The 19,590-nt window shown below is 58.5% G+C and carries 19 protein-coding genes; 8 read left to right on the forward strand and 11 right to left on the reverse strand.

Annotated features, from left to right (window positions below; all coding sequences use genetic code 11):
• Positions 1-13: 13 nt before the first annotated feature.
• Genes AC2FJ6_RS10510 through AC2FJ6_RS10525 form a run of 4 tightly spaced genes read right to left on the reverse strand, consistent with a single transcriptional unit; the run spans position 14 to position 4,190 of the window.
• Complete coding sequence (locus tag AC2FJ6_RS10510; protein WP_170772880.1) at positions 14-1,111, reverse strand: ABC transporter ATP-binding protein; 1,098 nt, start codon at positions 1,109-1,111, stop codon at positions 14-16.
• 5 nt (positions 1,112-1,116) lie between these two features.
• Entirely contained in the window at positions 1,117-2,022 is a 906-nt protein-coding gene (locus AC2FJ6_RS10515; protein WP_170772882.1) for a carbohydrate ABC transporter permease, read from the reverse strand.
• On the reverse strand, positions 2,015-2,887 hold the full coding sequence (locus tag AC2FJ6_RS10520) for a carbohydrate ABC transporter permease (protein ID WP_170387762.1): 873 nt from the start codon (positions 2,885-2,887) through the stop codon (positions 2,015-2,017). Before AC2FJ6_RS10520 ends, AC2FJ6_RS10515 begins: the two co-directional genes overlap by 8 nt.
• Before the next feature lie 58 nt (positions 2,888-2,945).
• Complete coding sequence (locus AC2FJ6_RS10525) at positions 2,946-4,190, reverse strand: ABC transporter substrate-binding protein (protein ID WP_170355923.1); 1,245 nt, start codon at positions 4,188-4,190, stop codon at positions 2,946-2,948.
• Between the two features lie 220 nt (positions 4,191-4,410).
• Between AC2FJ6_RS10525 and AC2FJ6_RS10530 the strand changes: the two genes are divergently transcribed.
• Positions 4,411-5,145: a response regulator transcription factor gene (locus AC2FJ6_RS10530; protein WP_170772884.1), complete on the forward strand. Its 735-nt coding sequence runs from the start codon at positions 4,411-4,413 to the stop codon at positions 5,143-5,145.
• Positions 5,142-6,584: a sensor histidine kinase gene (locus AC2FJ6_RS10535; RefSeq protein ID WP_170772886.1), complete on the forward strand. Its 1,443-nt coding sequence runs from the start codon at positions 5,142-5,144 to the stop codon at positions 6,582-6,584. The genes AC2FJ6_RS10530 and AC2FJ6_RS10535 overlap by 4 nt, the downstream gene beginning before the upstream one ends.
• A gap of 4 nt (positions 6,585-6,588) precedes the next feature.
• On the opposite strand, the gene fliP is transcribed toward AC2FJ6_RS10535, so the two are convergent.
• Genes fliP through fliF form a run of 4 tightly spaced genes read right to left on the reverse strand, consistent with a single transcriptional unit; the run spans position 6,589 to position 9,782 of the window.
• Positions 6,589-7,317, reverse strand: a complete 729-nt coding sequence (gene fliP, locus AC2FJ6_RS10540; RefSeq protein WP_170772888.1) for a flagellar type III secretion system pore protein FliP — start codon at positions 7,315-7,317, stop codon at positions 6,589-6,591.
• On the reverse strand, positions 7,317-7,604 hold the full coding sequence (locus AC2FJ6_RS10545) for a FliM/FliN family flagellar motor switch protein (RefSeq protein WP_170772890.1): 288 nt from the start codon (positions 7,602-7,604) through the stop codon (positions 7,317-7,319). The genes fliP and AC2FJ6_RS10545 overlap by 1 nt, the downstream gene beginning before the upstream one ends.
• Entirely contained in the window at positions 7,597-8,193 is a 597-nt protein-coding gene (locus tag AC2FJ6_RS10550; protein ID WP_170772892.1) for a FliH/SctL family protein, read from the reverse strand. Before AC2FJ6_RS10550 ends, AC2FJ6_RS10545 begins: the two co-directional genes overlap by 8 nt.
• Positions 8,193-9,782, reverse strand: coding sequence for a flagellar basal-body MS-ring/collar protein FliF (gene fliF, locus AC2FJ6_RS10555; RefSeq protein ID WP_496668938.1), 1,590 nt, complete (start codon positions 9,780-9,782; stop codon positions 8,193-8,195). The genes AC2FJ6_RS10550 and fliF overlap by 1 nt, the downstream gene beginning before the upstream one ends.
• Before the next feature lie 119 nt (positions 9,783-9,901).
• Here fliF and AC2FJ6_RS10560 point away from each other — a divergent pair, with 119 nt between their 5' ends.
• From AC2FJ6_RS10560 to AC2FJ6_RS10580, 5 genes are read left to right on the forward strand one after another with little or no spacing between them, the layout of a single operon-like run.
• Entirely contained in the window at positions 9,902-10,399 is a 498-nt protein-coding gene (locus tag AC2FJ6_RS10560) for a flagellar basal body-associated FliL family protein (RefSeq protein ID WP_237217408.1), read from the forward strand.
• A 9-nt stretch (positions 10,400-10,408) separates the two neighbouring features.
• Positions 10,409-10,888 carry a hypothetical protein gene (locus tag AC2FJ6_RS10565; protein ID WP_170772897.1) on the forward strand — a complete coding sequence of 160 codons (480 nt, stop codon included), beginning with the start codon at positions 10,409-10,411 and terminating at the stop codon, positions 10,886-10,888.
• A complete protein-coding gene (locus AC2FJ6_RS10570) occupies positions 10,885-11,457 on the forward strand; it encodes a MotE family protein (protein ID WP_170772898.1) in 573 nt (190 codons plus the stop codon). The genes AC2FJ6_RS10565 and AC2FJ6_RS10570 overlap by 4 nt, the downstream gene beginning before the upstream one ends.
• A gap of 46 nt (positions 11,458-11,503) precedes the next feature.
• Positions 11,504-12,373: a flagellar motor stator protein MotA gene (motA, locus tag AC2FJ6_RS10575; RefSeq protein ID WP_170772900.1), complete on the forward strand. Its 870-nt coding sequence runs from the start codon at positions 11,504-11,506 to the stop codon at positions 12,371-12,373.
• A complete protein-coding gene (locus AC2FJ6_RS10580; RefSeq protein ID WP_496668940.1) occupies positions 12,370-14,508 on the forward strand; it encodes a tetratricopeptide repeat protein in 2,139 nt (712 codons plus the stop codon). The genes motA and AC2FJ6_RS10580 overlap by 4 nt, the downstream gene beginning before the upstream one ends.
• 36 nt (positions 14,509-14,544) lie before the next feature.
• Here AC2FJ6_RS10580 and AC2FJ6_RS10585 read toward each other — a convergent pair whose 3' ends face one another.
• Both AC2FJ6_RS10585 and AC2FJ6_RS10590 read right to left on the reverse strand, forming a co-directional pair.
• Positions 14,545-15,894 (reverse strand): MmgE/PrpD family protein, encoded by a 1,350-nt coding sequence (locus AC2FJ6_RS10585; RefSeq protein ID WP_170772903.1) that lies wholly within the window; start codon positions 15,892-15,894, stop codon positions 14,545-14,547.
• Positions 15,891-18,335, reverse strand: a complete 2,445-nt coding sequence (locus AC2FJ6_RS10590) for a GcvT family protein (protein ID WP_496668942.1) — start codon at positions 18,333-18,335, stop codon at positions 15,891-15,893. Before AC2FJ6_RS10590 ends, AC2FJ6_RS10585 begins: the two co-directional genes overlap by 4 nt.
• 371 nt (positions 18,336-18,706) lie before the next feature.
• On the opposite strand from AC2FJ6_RS10590, the gene AC2FJ6_RS10595 reads away from it, so the two are divergent.
• Entirely contained in the window at positions 18,707-19,036 is a 330-nt protein-coding gene (locus AC2FJ6_RS10595) for a hypothetical protein (RefSeq protein ID WP_170772907.1), read from the forward strand.
• A gap of 3 nt (positions 19,037-19,039) precedes the next feature.
• Here AC2FJ6_RS10595 and AC2FJ6_RS10600 read toward each other — a convergent pair whose 3' ends face one another.
• Positions 19,040-19,540 (reverse strand): potassium channel family protein, encoded by a 501-nt coding sequence (locus AC2FJ6_RS10600; RefSeq protein ID WP_170772909.1) that lies wholly within the window; start codon positions 19,538-19,540, stop codon positions 19,040-19,042.
• Positions 19,541-19,590: the final 50 nt, after the last annotated feature.

Consider the following 19,590-nt stretch of genomic DNA (forward strand, 5'->3'; position numbering starts at 1 on the left):
CGGCGCTGTGCGTTTAGTTCAGGCGTTCACCGGTTTCCTGAGCAAAGTAAGACACTTTGCTCATGTCGAAGGCCAGATTCAGCATCTTGCCCGCCTGCGCGCTGGTTTCAGCGTGCAAACGCGCCGTGACCTGCTTGCCGCCCAGCTCCGAGACCACATAGGTGTCGGCCCCTGCGGGTTCGACCATGTCGACCAGACATTCAGCCTCTTGCACCCCATCGCCGGCGCGGAACCCGGCTTCGGCGATGTCTTCGGGACGCAGGCCCAGGATGACATCCTTGGGAAGCGCCAGATCGCGGGCGTCGTTCAGCACCAGTGTCTCACCACTGTCGCGCGCGATGGCGATCTGGGTCCCCGCTCCGTTCTTATGCGCCTGCGCCGGAATCAGGTTCATCGCGGGCGAGCCCATGAAGTCAGCAACAAACAGGTTGGCCGGGTTGTTATAGATCTCGGCCGGTGTGCCGATCTGCTGAACGACTCCACCTTTCAGCACGACGATCTTGGTCGCCAGTGTCATCGCCTCGATCTGGTCATGGGTCACGTAAACGATCGAGGCATCCAGCGTTTGGTGCAGCTTCTTGATCTCGGTCCGCATCTCGACCCGCAGCTTGGCGTCGAGGTTGGATAGCGGTTCATCGAACAGGAACAGCTTGGGATCGCGCACCAGCGCCCGACCCATTGCCACACGCTGACGCTGACCGCCCGATAATTGGCTGGGGCGGCGGTTCAGCAGAGGTTCGATCTGCAACAGTTGGGCGACCTCTTTCAGCTTGGCATCCTGCGTCGCCTGATCGACCCCGCGCACTTTCATGCCAAAGGTGATGTTCTTGGCCACGGTCATGGTCGGGTACAAAGCGTAGGACTGGAACACCATCGCGATGTCGCGGTCCTTGGGGCTGACATGGGTCATGTCATTGCCCCCAATGGACAGGGTGCCGCCAGTGATCTCCTCCAACCCGGCAATGCAGTTCAGCAGGGTGGACTTGCCGCAGCCCGAGGGGCCGACGAGCACCAGGAAATCGCCCGGCTCGATCGAGATGTTGATGTCCTTCAGAATCTCGGTCGCACCGTAATTCTTATAGAGTTTGTTGATATCAAGGATGGGTGCCATGGGTCTTATCCCTTCACAGAACCAGCGGTCAGGCCGCGTATGAAATACTTACCGGCAACGACATAGACGAGCAGCGTCGGTAGCCCCGCGATGATCGCGGCGGCCATGTCGACGTTGTATTCTTTGACGCCGGTGGTGGAGTTTACGATGTTATTGAGCGCCACTGTCACGGGTTGCGTACCCGCCTGGCTGAACGACACGCCGAACAGGAAGTCGTTCCAGATCTGCGTGAACTGCCAGATCACGGTCACAACGATGATCGGCAGCGACAGCGGCAGGAAGATCGACCAGAAGATCCGCAGGAACCCGGCCCCATCAACGCGTGCGGCCTTGGTCAGCTCGGACGGGATGGTGACATAGTAGTTACGGAAAAACAGCGTGGTGAAGCCCAACCCGTAGATCACATGGACAAAGATCAGGCCCGGAATGGTCCCGGCGATCCCCATCATGCCCAACAGGCGCGCCATCGGCAGCAAAACCACCTGAAACGGGATGAAGCAGCCAAACAGCATCAGCGAGAAAATGATGTTCGCGCCTTTGAACCGCCACTGCGCCACGACATAGCCGTTCAGCGCACCTAGCAGGGTCGAGATCGCCACCGCAGGCACCGCGATGAGGACCGAGTTCCAGAAATAGGGGCGCAGGCCCTCGCACTGAATGCCGGTACAGGCACCGGACCATGCGGTTTTCCAGGCATCAAAGCTGACTTCGCGTGGTAAGGAAATCAGGCTGCCGGTGCGGATTTCCTCAAGGCTTTTCAACGATGTGGTCAACATCACAAACAGCGGCATCAGGTAGTACAGCGCAAAAAGGCCCAGCAGGACGTACAGCAACCAACGCAGGACAATCTTGCCAACGGCACTTTGGCTACGGGGTTCGGTTTGGGATTGGGGCATCGACAGATCAGTCATTTTTCGCCCTCAGCTCTGAGTAAAGATAGGGAACGACGATGGCAAAGACGACCAGCATCATGATCATCGCGGACGACGCCGCCTGACCAATATCGCCGCGCGAAAACGCCATTGCGTACATGTATGTGGCTGGCAGATCGGTTGCGTATCCGGGACCGCCACCTGTCAGGGCGATGACAAGGTCAAAGCTTTTAATCGCGAGGTGGGCCAGCACGATGAAGGCCGACAGGAAGATCGGGGCCATCGACGGGATGATGATCGCCGTGTAGATGCGCCATGTTGGGATACCATCGACTTGGGCTGCCTTGATGATCTCACCATCGACCGAGCGCAGGCCAGCGAGAAACAGCGCCATGACGAAGCCCGAGCTTTGCCAGATCGCGGCCATCACGATGGTGTAGATGGCGTAGTCCGGGTTTACCAGCCAGTCGAACTCGAAATTGGTAAAGCCCCAGCCCTGCACCATGGATTCGATCCCCAGACCGGGGTTCAGTATCCACTTCCACGCGGTACCGGTCACGATCATCGACAGCGCCATCGGGTACAGATAGATCGTGCGGATGGCCCCTTCGACGCGGATCTTCTGATCCAGCAGAATGGCCAGCAGCAGGCCCAGCACCATCGCGATCACGATGAACAGCGCACCAAAGATATAGAGGTTGTTGATCGCCGTATCCCAACGGGGCGAGTCAAACAGGCGTTCATATTGAATGAAGCCTTTGATCTCGTATTTCGGCAACAGTTTCGATCGGGTTAGCGACACCCAAGCCGTCCATCCGATAAAGCCGTAGACAAAGATCAATACGGCAATGAACGACGGTGCCAGCACCACCTTGGGCAGGTGGTTTTCCAGCCATTCGGACATGATTTCCTCCGGGGAAAGATGCTCTGCCCCGTCAGTATAGGGGGCAGAGCGATTTGGATCAGTAGCTGTTGGCCACTGCCGCCGCCAATTGCTGAACCGCGTCAGCCGACGACATATCCGAGTTGAAATGCGCAGTCACAACATCGGTAATTGCGCCAGACTGCGACCCGCGCAGCGCCATGCCGTGGGCATAAGACGGCAGCAGCGAGCCTGCGTCCGAGGTCGAACCCATATCTTCGGCCGACAAGTTGGCGCAGATGTCAAAGTCATCCAGTGCCACGTCAGTCCGTGCCGGGATCGAGCCTTTGTTCAGGTTGAACACTTTCTGGAAGTTCGGCGCAACGATCAGCTTGGCCAGCAGGTCCTGACCGGCTTTCTTGTCATCTCCGTCCACATCGAACATTGCAAAGCTGTCGACATTGTACAGATAGCCATCACCGGGGGTCGAGGCGCACAGGAAATCCTCGCCGGGTTTTTTGCCCGCCGCCAGGAACTCGCCCTTGGCCCAATCACCCATGATCTGGAACGCCGCCTCACCGTTCATGACCATCGCGGTGGCCAGGTTCCAGTCGCGGCCCGAGAAGTTCTCGTCCACGTAGCCGCGCATTGTGCGCATCTGGTCGAACACCTGCACCATCGTGTCCGAGGTCAGCGCCTCAGGGTCCAGATCAACCAGCGCTTTCTGGAAGAACTCGGGACCGCCAATGCCCAGTACCACGGTTTCAAAAACGGTCGCGTCCTGCCATGCCTGACCACCATGGGCCAGAGGGATCACACCTGCGGCTTGCAGCTTATCCGCGGCAGCGTTGAATTCGTCCCACGTGGTCGGCATCTCGATGCCATTTGCGGCCAGAACGTCGGCGTTTGCCCAGATCCAGTCAACGCGGTGTACGTTCACCGGCGCAGCGCACCACGTGCCCTCGCATTTCATATGGCCCGCGATCGAGGCGGGCAGAACGTCGGCCCAGCCTTCGGCCTCGGCCACAGATGAGATATCGGCCAGCACGCCCTCTTCATACCATTCCTGAATGGCGGGGCCTTTTAGCTGAACCGCCGTCGGCGCGTTGCCCGACAGAACACGGGCGCGCAGCGCGGTCATCGCGGCATCACCGCCACCGCCAGCAACGGGCATATCGGTCCAGCTGCCACCATTGGCCGCGAATTCCTCTTGCAGGACGGCAACTGACTTGGCCTCACCACCCGATGTCCACCAATGCAGAACTTCGGCCTGGGGGCCCGCCAACACCGACGATCCGGCCACAACAGCCAGCGTCGATACGGTGGCAAATGCAAAACGTTTCATTTCTTGTCTCCTCCCTGAGAACCTAAGAGGCTGCCGCAGCAGCGATGTCGGCCATACTGGGGCGCACGGGCCGTCTGGCAACTTGGAATCCGCGCCAAACCCGTGCGTCAGACCAATTTTTCACCGCTTCTGTTACAGCGTGTTACGTTGACATTGAATCTGTTTCCGTTCGTTACAATTGACGATGTCAGAGGGGCCACAACCGGGGAGGACAGACATCATGAGCATTCCGCGACTGTTGGTGGTGGATGACGACCCAGAGATGCGTTCGATGATGACTCAGTTCATGCAGCAAAACGGGTTCATCGCCTTGCCCGCCCGATCGGAATCCGAAATCCGTGGACATCTGGGGGCGGGCCGCATTGACCTGATCTTGCTGGACGTGATGCTGGGCGATGAAAATGGCGTCGAGATCTGCGCCCGCCTGCGCGCCGAACAGGATGTGCCGATCATTCTGGTCTCGGCCCTCTCAGCCGACCATCAGCGCATGGCGGGGTATGAGGTCGGGGCCGATGACTATATCGCCAAGCCTTTCAACCCGCAGCTTCTGCTCGCTCGCGTGCGGGCGGTGATGCAACGGGCGCGCCGGTCATCGTCGCTTGCCTACCGCCGTCGCATCCACAGCTTCCGCTTTGACGGCTGGCTCTATGACGGCAAGCGCGATGAGGTGCACTCGCCCGAAGGCTATTTGGTGGCGCTGTCACAACGTGAGACGGCGTTGCTCAAGGTTTTGCTGGCCAATCCGCATATCCCCCTGACAAGGGATGAGATCGTCGCCGCGCTGGATGTCACCGGCGGCACCGACAAGCCCGAGGCGCAGGGCCGCGCCATCGACATGCTGGTGGGGCGGCTGCGGTCAAAGATCGAAGTCAACCCGAAGGACCCGCAGATGCTGCGCACCGAACGCGGCGTCGGCTATGTTTTTGCCGCTGACGTGTCGGTGCAAGAGGAATGACACTGCGCCTGCGCAATCTAGGCTGGTTTTGGGTGATCTCAGCGTTCGCAACAGGGCTGGTATCGGCCAGCCTGTGGTTTGCTTCGGCCCGCGCCTGGAATCAGTTCCTGACGCAATCCTTCGTCGCAGGGTTTACCGTTTACGAAGACCTGCGCACAGGAATGGCCCCAGCAGCCCCGCTGTCCATTACGCCCTTGTCACCGGCGGATGCCGTCCTGGCCGACAAGGGAGAGTTCCAGCAATTGCCTGGGTCTTCGGGCCGTCGGTTCCTGACCAACCTTTCGATCCTGACCGACAGTTCAGCGCCGCTCAACGGGCGTGAATTGACGCTGGCGATCCTGTCCGATCGTCTGGTCTATCCGGTGTCAGATATCGTCTCGCGCAGTGATCAGACCGGGCCTGAAAAGATGGGTAACCTGACCCGGCTGCTGGCCACCTATTGCAGCGAACCGATCCTGATTGCGCAATTCGGACGCGGGCCGTGGTACCGCGTGGATGGCACCGGGATCTGGGGCTGTGGCGCGGCGCCAACCGATCTGCGCCTGCCTGCGATATTGCTGGGCATCGTGGCGCTGGCGGTCATTCTGACCTCGGTCGGCAACGTGTCCGATACATTCACCCGGTTTGCCCATGCCCTGCGCGACCGTCGGAGGCGCGGAGGCCCCGACAGCTATGACGCTGACGGGCCGACCGAGCTGCGTGATATCGTGTCTGCGGTGAACGCCCATCTAGACGCCGAACGCGCCTTGCTAGAACAACGGGCCACGGTCTTGTCGGGTGTCAGCCACGATCTTGGCACCCCCGCAACCCGCGTCCGGCTGCGCGCCGCGTTGATCGCCGATGACGAGCTGCGCGAAAAGCTGGAAGCGGATGTGGACCAGATGACCGGCATGATCGAAAGTGTTCTGACCTATACGCGTTCAGAACTGAGCGTCGAGGAACCGCGCCAGATTTCTCTGACATCCTTGGTCGAATCTGTCGTCGCCGATTATCAGGACATGGACCTGCCGGTGACGCTTCAGAATGTCGATCCGGTCGCGGTCGAGGGTGCTCCGTCCGTTTTCATGTCCCGCCGTGGGCACGGGACGTTGCTGGAAACCCGGCGCATGTTGGTAACGGGTCGGCCCATTTCGCTGAAACGAGCACTGACCAACTTAATCGACAATGCCCTGAAATATGGCCGCCACGCCGAGGTCCAGTTGGAAACCGACGCGCACACCGCAACGATCACGGTCGAGGACAAGGGCAATGACCTGTCCGTTCATGAGATCGAGGCCCTGATGGCCCCGTTTCAGCGCGGATCAAATACAGGCTCGTCAGACGGGTTTGGCCTGGGTCTGACAATTGCTGCCACAGTGGCTGACCAGCATGGTGGCGGGCTGCATTTCGAGGCCGGAGATCAGGGGCTGCGCGCCCGATTGACGATCACGCGGCAGTAATCTGTCAGCCCATGTAGCTTCGCACCAAAGCGCTCGCGATCAGGGACCACCCATCCGCAATGACAAAAAAAGCCAGTTTGAACGGCAGTGAAACCGTTGCAGGTGGCACCATCATCATCCCCATCGACATCAGCACCGCAGCTACCACGAGGTCGATGATCAGAAAGGGCAGGAAGATCAGAAAACCGATCTGAAAGGCCCGCGCAATCTCGGACAACATGAAAGAGGGCATCAGGATCGACAGCGGCGCATCCGGCGACACATCCACCGCATTGCCTTCGGGGCGCAGTGCAGCCATAGCGTAGAACGTGTCCGGGTCCAGCCGCGCGGCCATGAAGGCGCGAAACGGTTGAAGGGCGCGTTCCAAAGCGGGCTCGACCTCCATCGTTTCGTCGACCATGGGTTGGATGCCAGTGGTCCAGGCCTCGGTGAAAACAGGTTCCATGATGAAATAGGTCAGAAACAAAGCCAGGCTGACGATCAGCATGTTGGGCGGTGATTGCTGCAACCCGATCCCTTGCCGAAAGATGGCCAGCACGGTGATCAGAAAAGGAAAACAGGTGATCATGATCGCCAACCCCGGTGCGAGGCTGAGCACGGTAATCAACAGGATCAATTGGATCGTCCGCGCCGAGATGGAACCCCCGTCACCCAGCGACAAGGACACATCCTGCGCTTCTGCAAAAGACGGTGTCAGCAGCAGCGCCACGATGATCCAGGGCAGAACGCGCATCAACCGATCCCGTTTTGCAGATCGGCAATCTCGGTCAGGCGCACGGCCAGTTGTCCGGCCTGATCGCCTTCCATCTCTTCCAGCAAGCCGCGGGCCACCAGCTGGTCCCCTACATAAAGATCCACCGGATCCTCGATCCGTTTGTCCAAAGTCAGCACCGCATTTTCACCCATATTCAACAGATCGCGGATCAGTGGGCGGGCGCGGCCGACCGAGACCGTGACCTCGATCGGGACCGATTCAAACGGGTTGGATTTTTTGCTTTTGGGAGTTTGGGGATCACTCATTGCTCAATGCCTCTTTTGCCTCGAATACATACGCGTCGAACGCGGCGCGGATCGACGTCAGCAGGCCGCCGCAATCCACCTCGCGCCGCGAGATACCGACCTGCAATCTAGCCTGGCCGGTTTTGATCTGCGGGTCTGAGATGACTTGCGCCATCTCGGCCATCCCCTCGGGCAGCATCTCTTTCACCTCAGCCGCGAGGCCTTCGGGGACGAAAACCTGCATCGGCTCATTGATTTGTTCGCGAGCCATGTCGGTCAGTTGTTCGGCCAGCCGGATGGTATAACCCCGCTCCAAAGTTTCGGGCAGGACCGCGAGCATCAGGCTGTTGAACATCGGTTCCAGCGACAGTGTCATCCGTGTTACCGCCTCACGATAGGTGAAGGACATGTCCTCAAGCGACTTGGCCAACTCGGTCGAGATCCGGCCTCGGTTTTGCTCCTGTGCCTGAACGGCATCTTCCCAACCGGCGGCATAGCCCTGTTCGAACGCCGCCAGACGCTGTTCCTCCAACCCGTCCTCATCCAGCAAGTGCAGCTTTCCACCGCCAGCCTGCAACGTGAAATCTTCCAGCAAATGGGCGATCGACATCAGACCTTTTCCTCGCCTTCTTCAAGCCAGCTGCGCAGGATTTCGACCGTTTCCTCCTGCTTGTCGCCAATAATCGCCCGCAGCCGATCTACCGGGTCCGCCCCGGGCTGAGAAGCCAGCGCTGGAACATTCCCGCCCGCGACCTGACCCGCGATCGGTGCGAATTGCCCGCCTTCTTCGGTCGCAATCTCACCCGTCAAAACCGAGCCTGGTTCGGGTAGACTTCCAGTAGGTAGTAGTGCCGTGGTCACAACCGGCTTGGTCAAAATAGGCCGGATAACGAACAACCCAAGGATCAGAGACACAATCGCCAGAATTGCCATCTGGATCAGCGACATTGCGTCGAAATGCACCTTCTGCCAGATCGAAGCCGAGGCCAGCGTGCCCTGCGGTTCAACAACCGGCAGGTCCATAGATTTCAGCGTGATCACGTCGCCGCGTTCCGCATCAAACCCCACAGCCGAGGCGACCAATTCCTTCAAGGCCTCCATCTCTGTTTCGGGCATGGGGGCAAAACCTTCCGTGCCCGTCGCATCCACACTGCGCGTTCCATTCACCAGTACGGCCACAGTCAGACGTTTGATCGCGCCGGGGGCGTTGTGAACCTCAAGCTCCGTCTCGGACACCTCGTAGTTTACCCGCTCGCGCGTCTGGGTGGCGTTCGAGTTCGACTCGTCGCCCCCCGCGCCGTCACCATCCGGCAGGTTCGACGCAACGGTGACATCGGCGGATTGATTGCGCGCGCTGTCTGAACGTTCTTCGACATCGGTGCTGATCGCCACACGACCGTTGGGGTCAAAGCGACGCTCGCGAATGGATTCGGTTTTCGTCACCGTATCTACGCTGACTTCTACAACGGCATTGCCCGTACCTACGCGGGCTTCGACCAAACGCAGGACCTTTTCCCGCAATTGCCGCGACTTGTCATCCGCCGTATCGGCGGCAACGGCGTTTTTCTGCGCGCCAATCACAGCCCCGTTCGAATCGATGATCGCCACATTCTCGGGCGCAAGACCACTGACCGCGGATGAGACCAGAAACCGGATCGCCTTGGCCTGATCTGACGTGATATCCGCCCCCGAAGACACCAGATAAACCGAGGCAGTCGGTGCAACGCTGCGCTGAAATGGATTGGTTGAACCATTGGCGATGTGCACTCGCGCCTGGCTGATATGGGGTGCCCCTACAATCGTGCGGGCCAGTTCACCCTCTTTGGCGCGCCAATAAGCGGCGTCAAACATTTGCGAAGTGGTCCCGAACCCGCTGAGCGTATCCAGCAGTTCGTACCCCCGGTTTCCATTCGCAGGCAAACCCTCGCTCGCCAGAGTCATGCGCAACTCATCCCGCTGCGACCCCGGCACGTAGATCGAGCCGCCCCGAATCTCAAAGGGCACGCCGCGCTGATCCAGTGACCGAACGATATCGCCCGCCGCCCCACTTTCCAGCCCGGCATAAAGCAAGGTCATCGACGGTGCCGTTATCAGCCGCGACATCGCAAGGACCCCAAGAAATACCAGCATAACCGCACCGGCAACGATGATTTGTTTTCGCCTGTCCAAACTTGTCCAGACAGTTCCGATCTGCTGCACGCTCACCTCCGACTCGCCGACATTCTGCTTGGCGCATCCCTTGTTTGACCGATTGCCCTTAATAATCGGTTAGTCCCTACCGGGTTATGACGATTGCAGAACGGATGGATGAGGACGTCATGACTGACGCAACTGCAGAACAGGCAGAAGCCCCAGAAAAGTTTGGGAAAAAGGGATTGATACTAGGTGTGATTCTAGCCCTGTCCGGCGCGGGTGGAGGGTATTTTGTAACCACGTCCGGGCTGTTGCCAATAGGCGCCATGCCCAAGGCGCAAGAGGCGGTTGAAAAGGCGGAAAAAAAGCCTGCAAAAGCCTTGCCTGACGTTGGATTCGTCGATCTTCCGCCGCTGATCCTGTCGCTGAACTCGGGCGATTCGCGGCACCTGAAATTTCACGGTCAGCTTGAGGTGAACTCGAACTATCTGGGCGATGTCGAAAAGATGAAGCCGCGAATCATGGATGTGCTGAACGGGTATCTGCGGGCGGTTGAAATCTCGGATCTTGAGGATTCGTTGGCCCTGGTGCGCATTCGCGGGCATCTGCTGCGGCGCATCGGTATTGTAGTTGGCGAGGATCGCGTTCGCGATGTCCTCGTGATGGAATTCGTTTTGAATTAGGAGGCGAAGTTGGAACTGATCGCAGATATTTTCCTAGTCGCAGGCGCCTTGGGCGCAGGTCTCTATTGCTTTGTTCTGTCTCGACGCCTCAAGCGATTCACCGATCTTGAAAAGGGCGTTGGCGGGGCCGTTGCCGTTCTTTCGGCACAGTCGGATGAATTAAAGAAATCGCTGGAGTCCGCGCGTGCGGCGTCGGACCGCTCCGGGGACACCTTGAAGCAATTGACGCAACGGGCGGAGACGGTCGCGCAGCGGTTGGAGCTGATGATGGCGTCGATGCATGACATCGTGCCGGATCAGGAAGCCCCAAAGGATACAGCCTCGCCCGCGACCGAGCCTACGGTGCCACCAGAGCCTGAGGTTGCAAAGGTTGAAGCTGCGGAAGCGCCCGAGCAAAAGGAGGAACCCGTTCCTGAGCCTGCGGAAAAACGAACGGCTGGTCCGATGTTTATGCGGCATGGTCGCAAGAGGCGTGAGGCCACGGCATGAAAACAAGGCAGAGCAACAAACCCAAAGGCGGCGTGCTTGCTGTGATCTCTTTGCTGATGATCGGATCGGCTGCGATTCGCGTCGGGTTGGAGGCTGGTCCGGCACTGGCCAAGAACGCCGAACCGACGGTCAAGCAAGCCAAGCCAGAAGGTATGGAAAAGCTCGGCGCACAGGAATTGTTGACAGAACTTCTGCGACGCGAAGCGGCGTTGGAAAAGCGCGAAGCCGCCGCAATCGACAAGGAAAAGGCGTTGGAAATCGCCGAGCAAGCCATCGAAACCCGAATGGTCGCTATGCAAGCGGCCGAAGAGAACCTGCGCGAAACGCTGGCCTATGCGGAAAAAGCGGCCGAGACCGACCTGACCCGGCTGACGGATGTGTATCAAAGCATGAAACCCAAAGACGCAGCCGCCTTGTTCGAGACGATGGATCCAGGTTTTGCCGCCGGTTTCCTGTCACGGATGCCTGCGGATGCCGCTGCTGGCGTGCTGGCGGGGATAAGCCCTGAGACCGCCTATACAATCAGCGTCATCATGGCGGGGCGCAACGCTGCCGCGCCACAGGAATGACGTCCATGTTCACCAAAGCCGCGTTTGAGTTTGCTGGAGGCCCCTCATGATCGGACTAGTCGGAATTGTCGTCATCTTCGTCATGGTGTTCGGTGGCTATCTGGCCGCTGGCGGCAAGATGACCATCATCATGAAATCTCTGCCGTTCGAAATGATGATGATTGGGGGCGCAGCGGTCGGAGCGTTTTTGATCAGCAACGACATGAGCGCGGTGAAGCATACGCTCAAGGACATGGGAAAGGTGTTCAAAGGTCCGAAATGGAAACCCGATGACTACCGCGACCTGTTATGCCTTCTGTTTTCCCTGATCCGCATCGCCAAAGCCAACCCGGTCGAGGTCGAGCAACATATAGAAGACCCCGAAAATTCCGCGGTGTTTTCGGCCTATCCGAAGATTCAATCCGACAAAGAGGCCGTGGATCTGATCTGTGACACGATGCGGTCGGCTTCGATGAACTACGACGACCCCCATCAGGTCGAAGAAGTTCTGGAAAAGCGGATGGAGGCGAATTTTCACCACGCCATGCATTCCAGCCATGCATTGCAGACGGTTGCGGATGGCTTGCCAGCCCTGGGGATCGTGGCTGCGGTTTTAGGGGTGATCAAGACCATGGGATCGATCGACCAGCCACCCGAGGTGCTGGGTAAACTGATCGGGGGGGCTCTGGTTGGGACCTTTCTGGGCGTGTTCCTGGCCTATGGTCTGGTCGGGCCATTCGCAGGAAAACTGAAGGCCGTGGTTGAGGAAGACAACCATTTCTATCAACTGATCAAAGAGGTTCTGGTCGCCAATCTGCACAACCACAACCCCGCGATGTGCATTGAAGTCGGTCGCCAGAACACGCCGACCCATAACCGCCCTGGTTTTTCGGAACTGGAAGAGGCGTTGAAAGAGCTGAAACAGGCGGCGGCATGATCCGACTTGGTCTTTTTCTTGCAGTGTTGCTTGCAGCAAACGGTGCCACTGCGCGTGAAGCCACCGTGCGCTCGGGAGAGCATGAGGACTACACCAGGCTGGTCATTCAGGTGCCGCCTGGCACCGGCTGGGTCCTCACCCAAACCAAGCATGGTGCACGTCTGAACGTCACCCTGGAGGATGTTCATTTCGAAACCACTTCGGTCTTCCGCAGGCTGTCTCAAAACCGTTTGTCCGCCATTTCTCAGACCGAACCGGGCGGGCCATTGGAAATGCAATTCGGGTGTGACTGCGCGGCTTCGGCGTTTTTATACCAAGACACCATGATTGTGGTCGATATTGCCATTGCGCAGGCCCTGCCACCGATAGGTGCGGACATTCCTCCGCCCATCTTGCCGCAAGCAAACCGCGACACCGGGCTGCTGGCGGCGGCTCAGAACCGCAACGTCTTGTCAATGCCTGCGCTTCCGACGCCATTGCTTGGGTTTGAGGATCGCCTGTCAGAACGTCTATTGCAAGGTGCAGACCGGGGCATCGTTGACCTTGAGCTTGCCCAGGTTGGCCCGCGATCGTCGATCTTTGACGGTGCCACGGAAGGGCCAGCAGACCCGACAAGGAATATCAGCGTATCGACGGTGCTCGATGAATTGAACGGTCTACTGGGACCCGATTTGATCGGGTTTGAACAAAAACCTGCCTGCATATCCGATACAGAGTTGGGGTTCGAGACGTGGGGTGACTCAGCCGATTTCCCTCAGCAAATAGCCACCTTAAGATCAGGTTTGTTTCAGGAATTCGATCAGGTTGATCAGGACACAGCGTTGTCTCTGGCAAAGCTGTACGCATTCTATGGCTTCGGCGCCGAGGCGATGCAGGCTTTGGCATTGGTGGAAGATCCCGATGCTGACGTAAACCGGATTGCAGCAATTGCGCAGTTTTTGGACGCAGGGCATGTGGCAGACGACAATCCGTTTGGTGGCTTGCAACGATGCGGGGGTGACGTTGCACTTTGGGCTGTTCTGATGGCCGGGGAATTATCCGCTGAAGCAAACTTGGACAGGGTAGAGCAATCATTTTCACGGCTGCCAACGCATCTAAGACGGCAATTTGGACCTGATCTATCCGAAATTTTGGTCGATGCAGGTCGGTTAGAAGCCGCTCGACGCGTATTGCGGTCTGTTGACCGGGCGGGAATTCAAAACGCCTCGGACACAACACGGGCCAAAGCTAAGGTCGCAGCCGCCGAAGGTGACGCTCCAAAAGCTGAGGCGTTGCTAAACGACGTGGTTGCATCCTCCGGCCCCAATCTGGACGCTCCGCTCGCTTTGGCGCGGCTGATCGAAAACCGATGGGTTGATCGAGGCGCCGCTTCACCCAAAGAAGTCGCCCTTGCGGCGTCTTTTTCGAACGAGTTTCGTAAATCCGAGATCGAGCCACAGTTAAAACGGGCTCATGCTGTGGCCCTAAGTCTGACTCAGGAATTCGACCTAGCATTTGATGCTGCCTTGGAAATACCTGCAGGGCAAGAACGCTTGGCCACGTTGAACCGGATTTCTCACATTCTGGTGGAGAGGGCGGATGACATAACATTTCTACGTCGGGCGTTGGAATTTGCATCCGGTGATACGCAGGACCTGAGCACCGATACGGCTGTCGCGCTGGCAAACCGTCTGGTGAAGCTTGGGTTCCCTGGACCAGCACTGGCTTTGTCGAACAGACCCCAAGATACGGTACAACGGTCAGAGCGTGCACGGATCAGGGCACGCTCTGCCTTGCAAACGCAACGCCCTCACCAAGCTATGCTTGAACTGGAAGGGGACAGTTCGGAAGAAGCATTGCGTATCAGGCACCAAGCGATGCAAGCCCTTGGCGATTTCGATACAGCCGGAGAGCTATCGCGCACATTAGGGCAGGCGGAGCAGGCTGACCGCAATTTTTGGCTGGCCGACCGCCCCGAAGCCATTGATCAAGAGGAAGAAACGCAATTTGGTTTGGTTAGCAAGGCGACACAGGTCCTGATCACTCCTCCTGTTTCGCAACCTGACAAGCCTTTGGCCGAGGCGGCGGATTTACTTCAGGATAGTGTCGAAGCTAGGGAAAAAATCACCGAATTGCTTACTATTCTCGAGCAGTGAACCGTATCAATTGGGGCCCGATTCCCCGCGAGACTGCTATAGCGGAGGTGAAGAAACCAGCGACGCCAGATCGGCATATCTAGAATGCGGTTCAATCCAGGACAAGATCGCATCGCGGATCGCGTTAGCCCGATGCGCTCCGACAACTGGTTCTGCGAACTCGGAATATTTCGCCAAAACCTCATCGCGCGACATAGGCACCTCAGGGCCACCGCGGGCGTGGATATCGCCCGAATGCAAAATGCGCCCGTCCGTTGTCTCAATTGATACATCTGCCCAGCGCCCACCCGGGAACCGTTGCGAATGCCTCTCTTCCTCGCTCACGTGTATACGGGAAATCAGGCCCGCGATCCGGGGGTCGGACAGTCCGGGCCCTGAGATATGCTCGGCTCCGATACGGCCATACAGAACCTGAACTGCAACAGCGAAGGGCAGAGAGTACTGTGCTTGCGAAGTGGTCGCGGGCATTCCAGAAAACAGTCTCACGGCCTCACAAAAAGTGTTGATCTGGATCGAATGGATCTGGTCACCGACCAAACTGTGTTTCGACATCAGCGCGCGGACCCCATCTATCGCGGCGTGGGCCCAGCGGCAGATCGGGTACGGCTTCACATATTGATACTCAACCTGCCAAAACCTGCCCAAATCCGCCCAATGAGGGGCGGCAATCTCGGCCTCGATCGTGATGGCAGGCGCCCCGGTAAACCCCCGCTCGGCCAGAATCGCCGCAGACAGGCCGACCATCGCACCCCATCCCGAACCATCATGCAGCATCGTGGGATTGGCGATCTCGCGCATCATCTGGCTGCGCGGCCCATGATATTCGGCGATCCCCAGCGCCTGCCGCAACTGGTCTGGAGTGAGCCCGCGCAAACGGGCCGCCATTGCGACCACGCCCAGCGCATTCCAGGCCCCAGAGGTGTGATATTCGCTGACCGACGCGTGCAACGAAATCCCCGCGCGGCCCGCGATTTCATAGCCAGTGATCACAGCAGCCAAAGCCTGCGGGCCAGTCAAATTCGGGCAATGCGTGGCAAGCGCAACCAACGCAGGCAGCACAACCACGCCGATATGGCCTTTGGTCGGGTTATACCCGTCATGCCCGTCTAGATTGTCTGTCTGTGTCGCCGCCGCATAGGCAGCGCCAGCCATACTGACGGGTCGCCCGTCAAACATCAGCCGAGCGCTGAAGGAAGAATCCGTGCTGGCGTAGAGCAATGCCGCCGTATCCCGCGCGATCACGCCCGCTTCCATCGGGCCGGAGGCAATCAGGATGCCCATAGTGTCCACCATCATCAGCGCCGCTGCCTCTTTGGCGCTGTCTGGCATTTCCTCGGGTGGACGATTTAGGACGAAATTTGCAACGCGGGCGAACGTATCGGTCATTCGGCAGGCTCTATAGCGGGCTTAGAGACGTCACGCAGCCGATATCCCGCAGGATCAAAAGGAGGTTCAGCCAGAATAGTTGCGCGATGCGGTTTGCCGAGGATGAACACCTCAACCCTATCACCGGGTTTTGCGACTTGCGGGTTTGCGAACCCAAGGGCCAGCGATTTACCGACCGAATACCCGAAGCCGCCCGATGTCACGCGCCCGACCGAATGACCATCTGGTGTAAAGATCGGCTCACCGCCCGAGGCGTCGGCGGTGTCCACCTCAATTTCGAACATCGACAAAACCTCACGCACAGGGTTGTTCTTGATGGCCAGATAGGCCTGCTTGTGCAGGAAGTCCTTGTCCAGCTTGATGAGGCCGTCCAGCCCGACTTCTTGCGGCCAGTATTCCTGACTGTACTCACGCCCCCACGAGCCGTAGCCCTTTTCGATACGCAGACTACCCAGCGCGCGACCGCCAACTGGGCCGCCGCCTTGCTCTTTCGCGGCCTCCAGCAAGGCCGTGTAAAGCGCAACCTGATCGCTTTCAGCGCAGTGCAGCTCCCACCCAAGGTCGCCGGTAAAACTGACACGGATGGCGAGGCAGGAAACGCCCGCCACGTCGATCTGACGTGAACGCATGAAGCGGAACCCTTCGTTGGACAGATCCGCATTGGTCAGCCGTTGCAGCACATCGCGCGATTTCGGGCCGGCGACGTTGAACCCGGCGATACGGTTTGTGGCGACCTCGAAACGGGTACCTTCGGGCAGATCAACCATGTTGAAAAACCGCTGGTGATAGCGCTCGGCCATGCCCGAGCCGATCATCATGTATTCGTCATCGGCGACTTTGGTGATGGTAAAGTCCCCGGCAACGCCTCCGCGCACTGAAATCAACGGGGTCAAACACGACCGGCCAACCTCGGTCGGTACCCGGTTGGCAACAAGACGATCAAGCCAATCATGCGCCCCTGGCCCCTTGATCACATAGTTGGCGAAGTTCGAGATGTCGATCACACCCACAATGTCGCGCAACATCTGCACCTCTCGGCCAACCGGTTCCCACCAATTCTGGCGGGTGAAGCCGTTGGTTTCGACCACACCAGGTTGATCAGCGAACCAGAGGGGGTGTTCCCACCCGCAGTTCAGGCCAAAGACGCAGCCCATCTCCTTTTGCATCTGATAGGCCGGGCGCAGGCGCGCGGGGCGTCCGGCGCTGCGCTCTTCGTTCGGGAAATGGATGGCGAAGCGGTGCGTATAAACGTCCTGCACCCGCGCCTTTGTGAAGGCCTTGTCGGCCCAGTCGCCGAACCGCGCCAGATCCCAGGCAAACATGTCGTATTGCGGCTCGCCCTCGATCATCCATTGCGCCGACAACAGGCCAAGCCCGCCCGATTGCGAAAATCCGGGGATGATCCCGGTGCAGCAGAAATAGTTCTGCAACTCGGGCACAGGCCCCCAGATCGCATTGCTGTCCGGCGACCAGATCATCGGGCCATTGATCACCCGTTTCACACCGGCGGTCGCGGCCACTGGTACTCGGTCGGTTGCGCGGATGACGTTCTCCATGATGCGATCCAAATCGTCGGGGAACAGATCATGGGCGAAATCCAGCGGCGTGCCGTTTTCGGCCCAAAACCGCATGTCTTTTTCATAGGCACCGATCAGCAAACCGTTGCCTTCTTGCCGGAAGTAGTACTCGCCATCGCGGTCGGCGATGGACGGTAGGCGACGGCCCAACGCGGCGACTTCATCAATCGCTTCGGTGACGAAATACTGATGTTCAGTCGGTTGCAGGGGCAGTTCAATACCCGCCAATGCGGCCACTTCACGCCCCCACAGGCCGCCGGCATTCACCACCCATTGCGTGTGGATATCGCCCTTTGCGGTGCGCACGATCCACGATCCGTCTAGTTGCTGTTCAGTGCCTAACACAGGGCAAAACCGCTCAATACTGGCACCCATCGCGCGTGCTCCGGCGGCATAGGCATGGGTCACGCCCGAGGGGTCAACATTGCCGCCATCAGGTTCGAACATGATACAGCGGATATCATCGAATTGCGCCAGAGGGTGCAGTTCCATAGCCTGTTCGCGGCTGATCTCGTGGAAGTTAAGACCGTAGAAACGCGCCTTGGCTTCTTGTAGGCGCAGTTGGTGTTCGCGATCCTCGGACTGCGCCAAATAGAGCGAGCCGGATTGAAACACGCCGCAGCCCTGTCCGGTTTCCTTCTCTAACTCTTTGTACAGGTTCATCGTGTAGTGCTGAATGCGCGTGATGTTGTTGTTGTCATGCAGCCCGTGGATATTGGCCGCCGCGTGCCACGTGGACCCACTGGTCAACTCATCGCGTTCCAGCAGGACAACGTCAGTCCAGCCCAGCTTGGCCAGGTGATACAGGATCGAGCAGCCGACCAGCCCCCCTCCGATGACAACGGCCTGAGCATGGGTTTTCATTGGCGCACCTCCTACAGAGCTTGCAGGAAAGTCAGCCACAGGTCAGGGGCTACTGATGCTCTATTCCCGACGCAAAATGTCGGTAATGACGATCAAAGCGCCGGAAACAAACACCGCACCGGCGGATCATTGCTTGGTGACACCAAACGCGCGATGTCGTGAGCGTTTGTGTCTTGAAATGAGACGCACTGATTCTTTGATTAAATTAGGAAGCACGAAAATACGTGCCGAATAGGTCGAAACGCGACGGGACAGGCTGGTTTGAAACACGGTGAAGACCGCGTGGATCAGCGGAAATCTTGAAAAAGTTCCTAAAATGTTCTATATTTGTTCCACGTGAATGTCTGAGGTGGAACGGAGGTATTCGAGCTATGACTAACGCTGCCCGTCAAAGCTGGTACGACGCACCCAGCAACGACTATCACATGCTGCCCGTCACGGACCGGCAGATGCGCTATGCGCGCGCGATTGCCCAGCAATCGGCGCTTGAAATCCCGGTCGAGGCACAGCGTGACCGCAGGGCCATGTCCCAGTGGATTTCAGCGCATAAACAGGATGACCCGTCACCATTTGCCAATTACCCCACCGGCAAACAGGTCGCTTTTGCCGAACGGATCTCGCGTTCCAAACGCAGGCCGATACCGTCTGAGTGTTTCCGCGACAAGCACATGATGTCCCGGTGGATTGACACCAACAAATAGGCTCTAGTCCGAGTGGTTTCGGGCATAAAGTGCCACGGCAGCGGCGACGAAGAGGCCCAGCAGGATGTAGCCTGTCACCGCTTCTGACACAGCCAACGCGCGGCACAGGCCAGTCGGGGCCATGTCGCCATATCCAACGGTGGTGAAGGTGACATATGAGAAATACAGGATGTCCCCCGGTCCGCTGGCACCGACCACGCAGTTGTCTTTATAGCCGAACGCACCATAGACGGCGGCGAACAGGAAGGGGACGACCTGAATAAAGGATACGCCCATCAAGAACAGCACGCGGCGCGGGGATTTCACCTGTGTCATATAGTACCACGATTGCGAGACAATCCACAGGAACAGGCCCACGGATGCAAACGTGCCCAACGTATCGCCCGCCGTTGATTCACTAAGGCGGGAAAGGCCGAACCAGGCAAAGAAGCTGGCCAAAACCATACCGCCTGCGGCAAGCAGGGTCGATTTCCATTCTTCCAACGTTGTCGGCTCGCGGCGCATGTCGTCTCCGTCTTTAACGGGTGCGATGATCGGGGTTTCGCCCCGCCCAT

The organism is Ruegeria sp. CDSA089, from assembly GCF_059612205.1.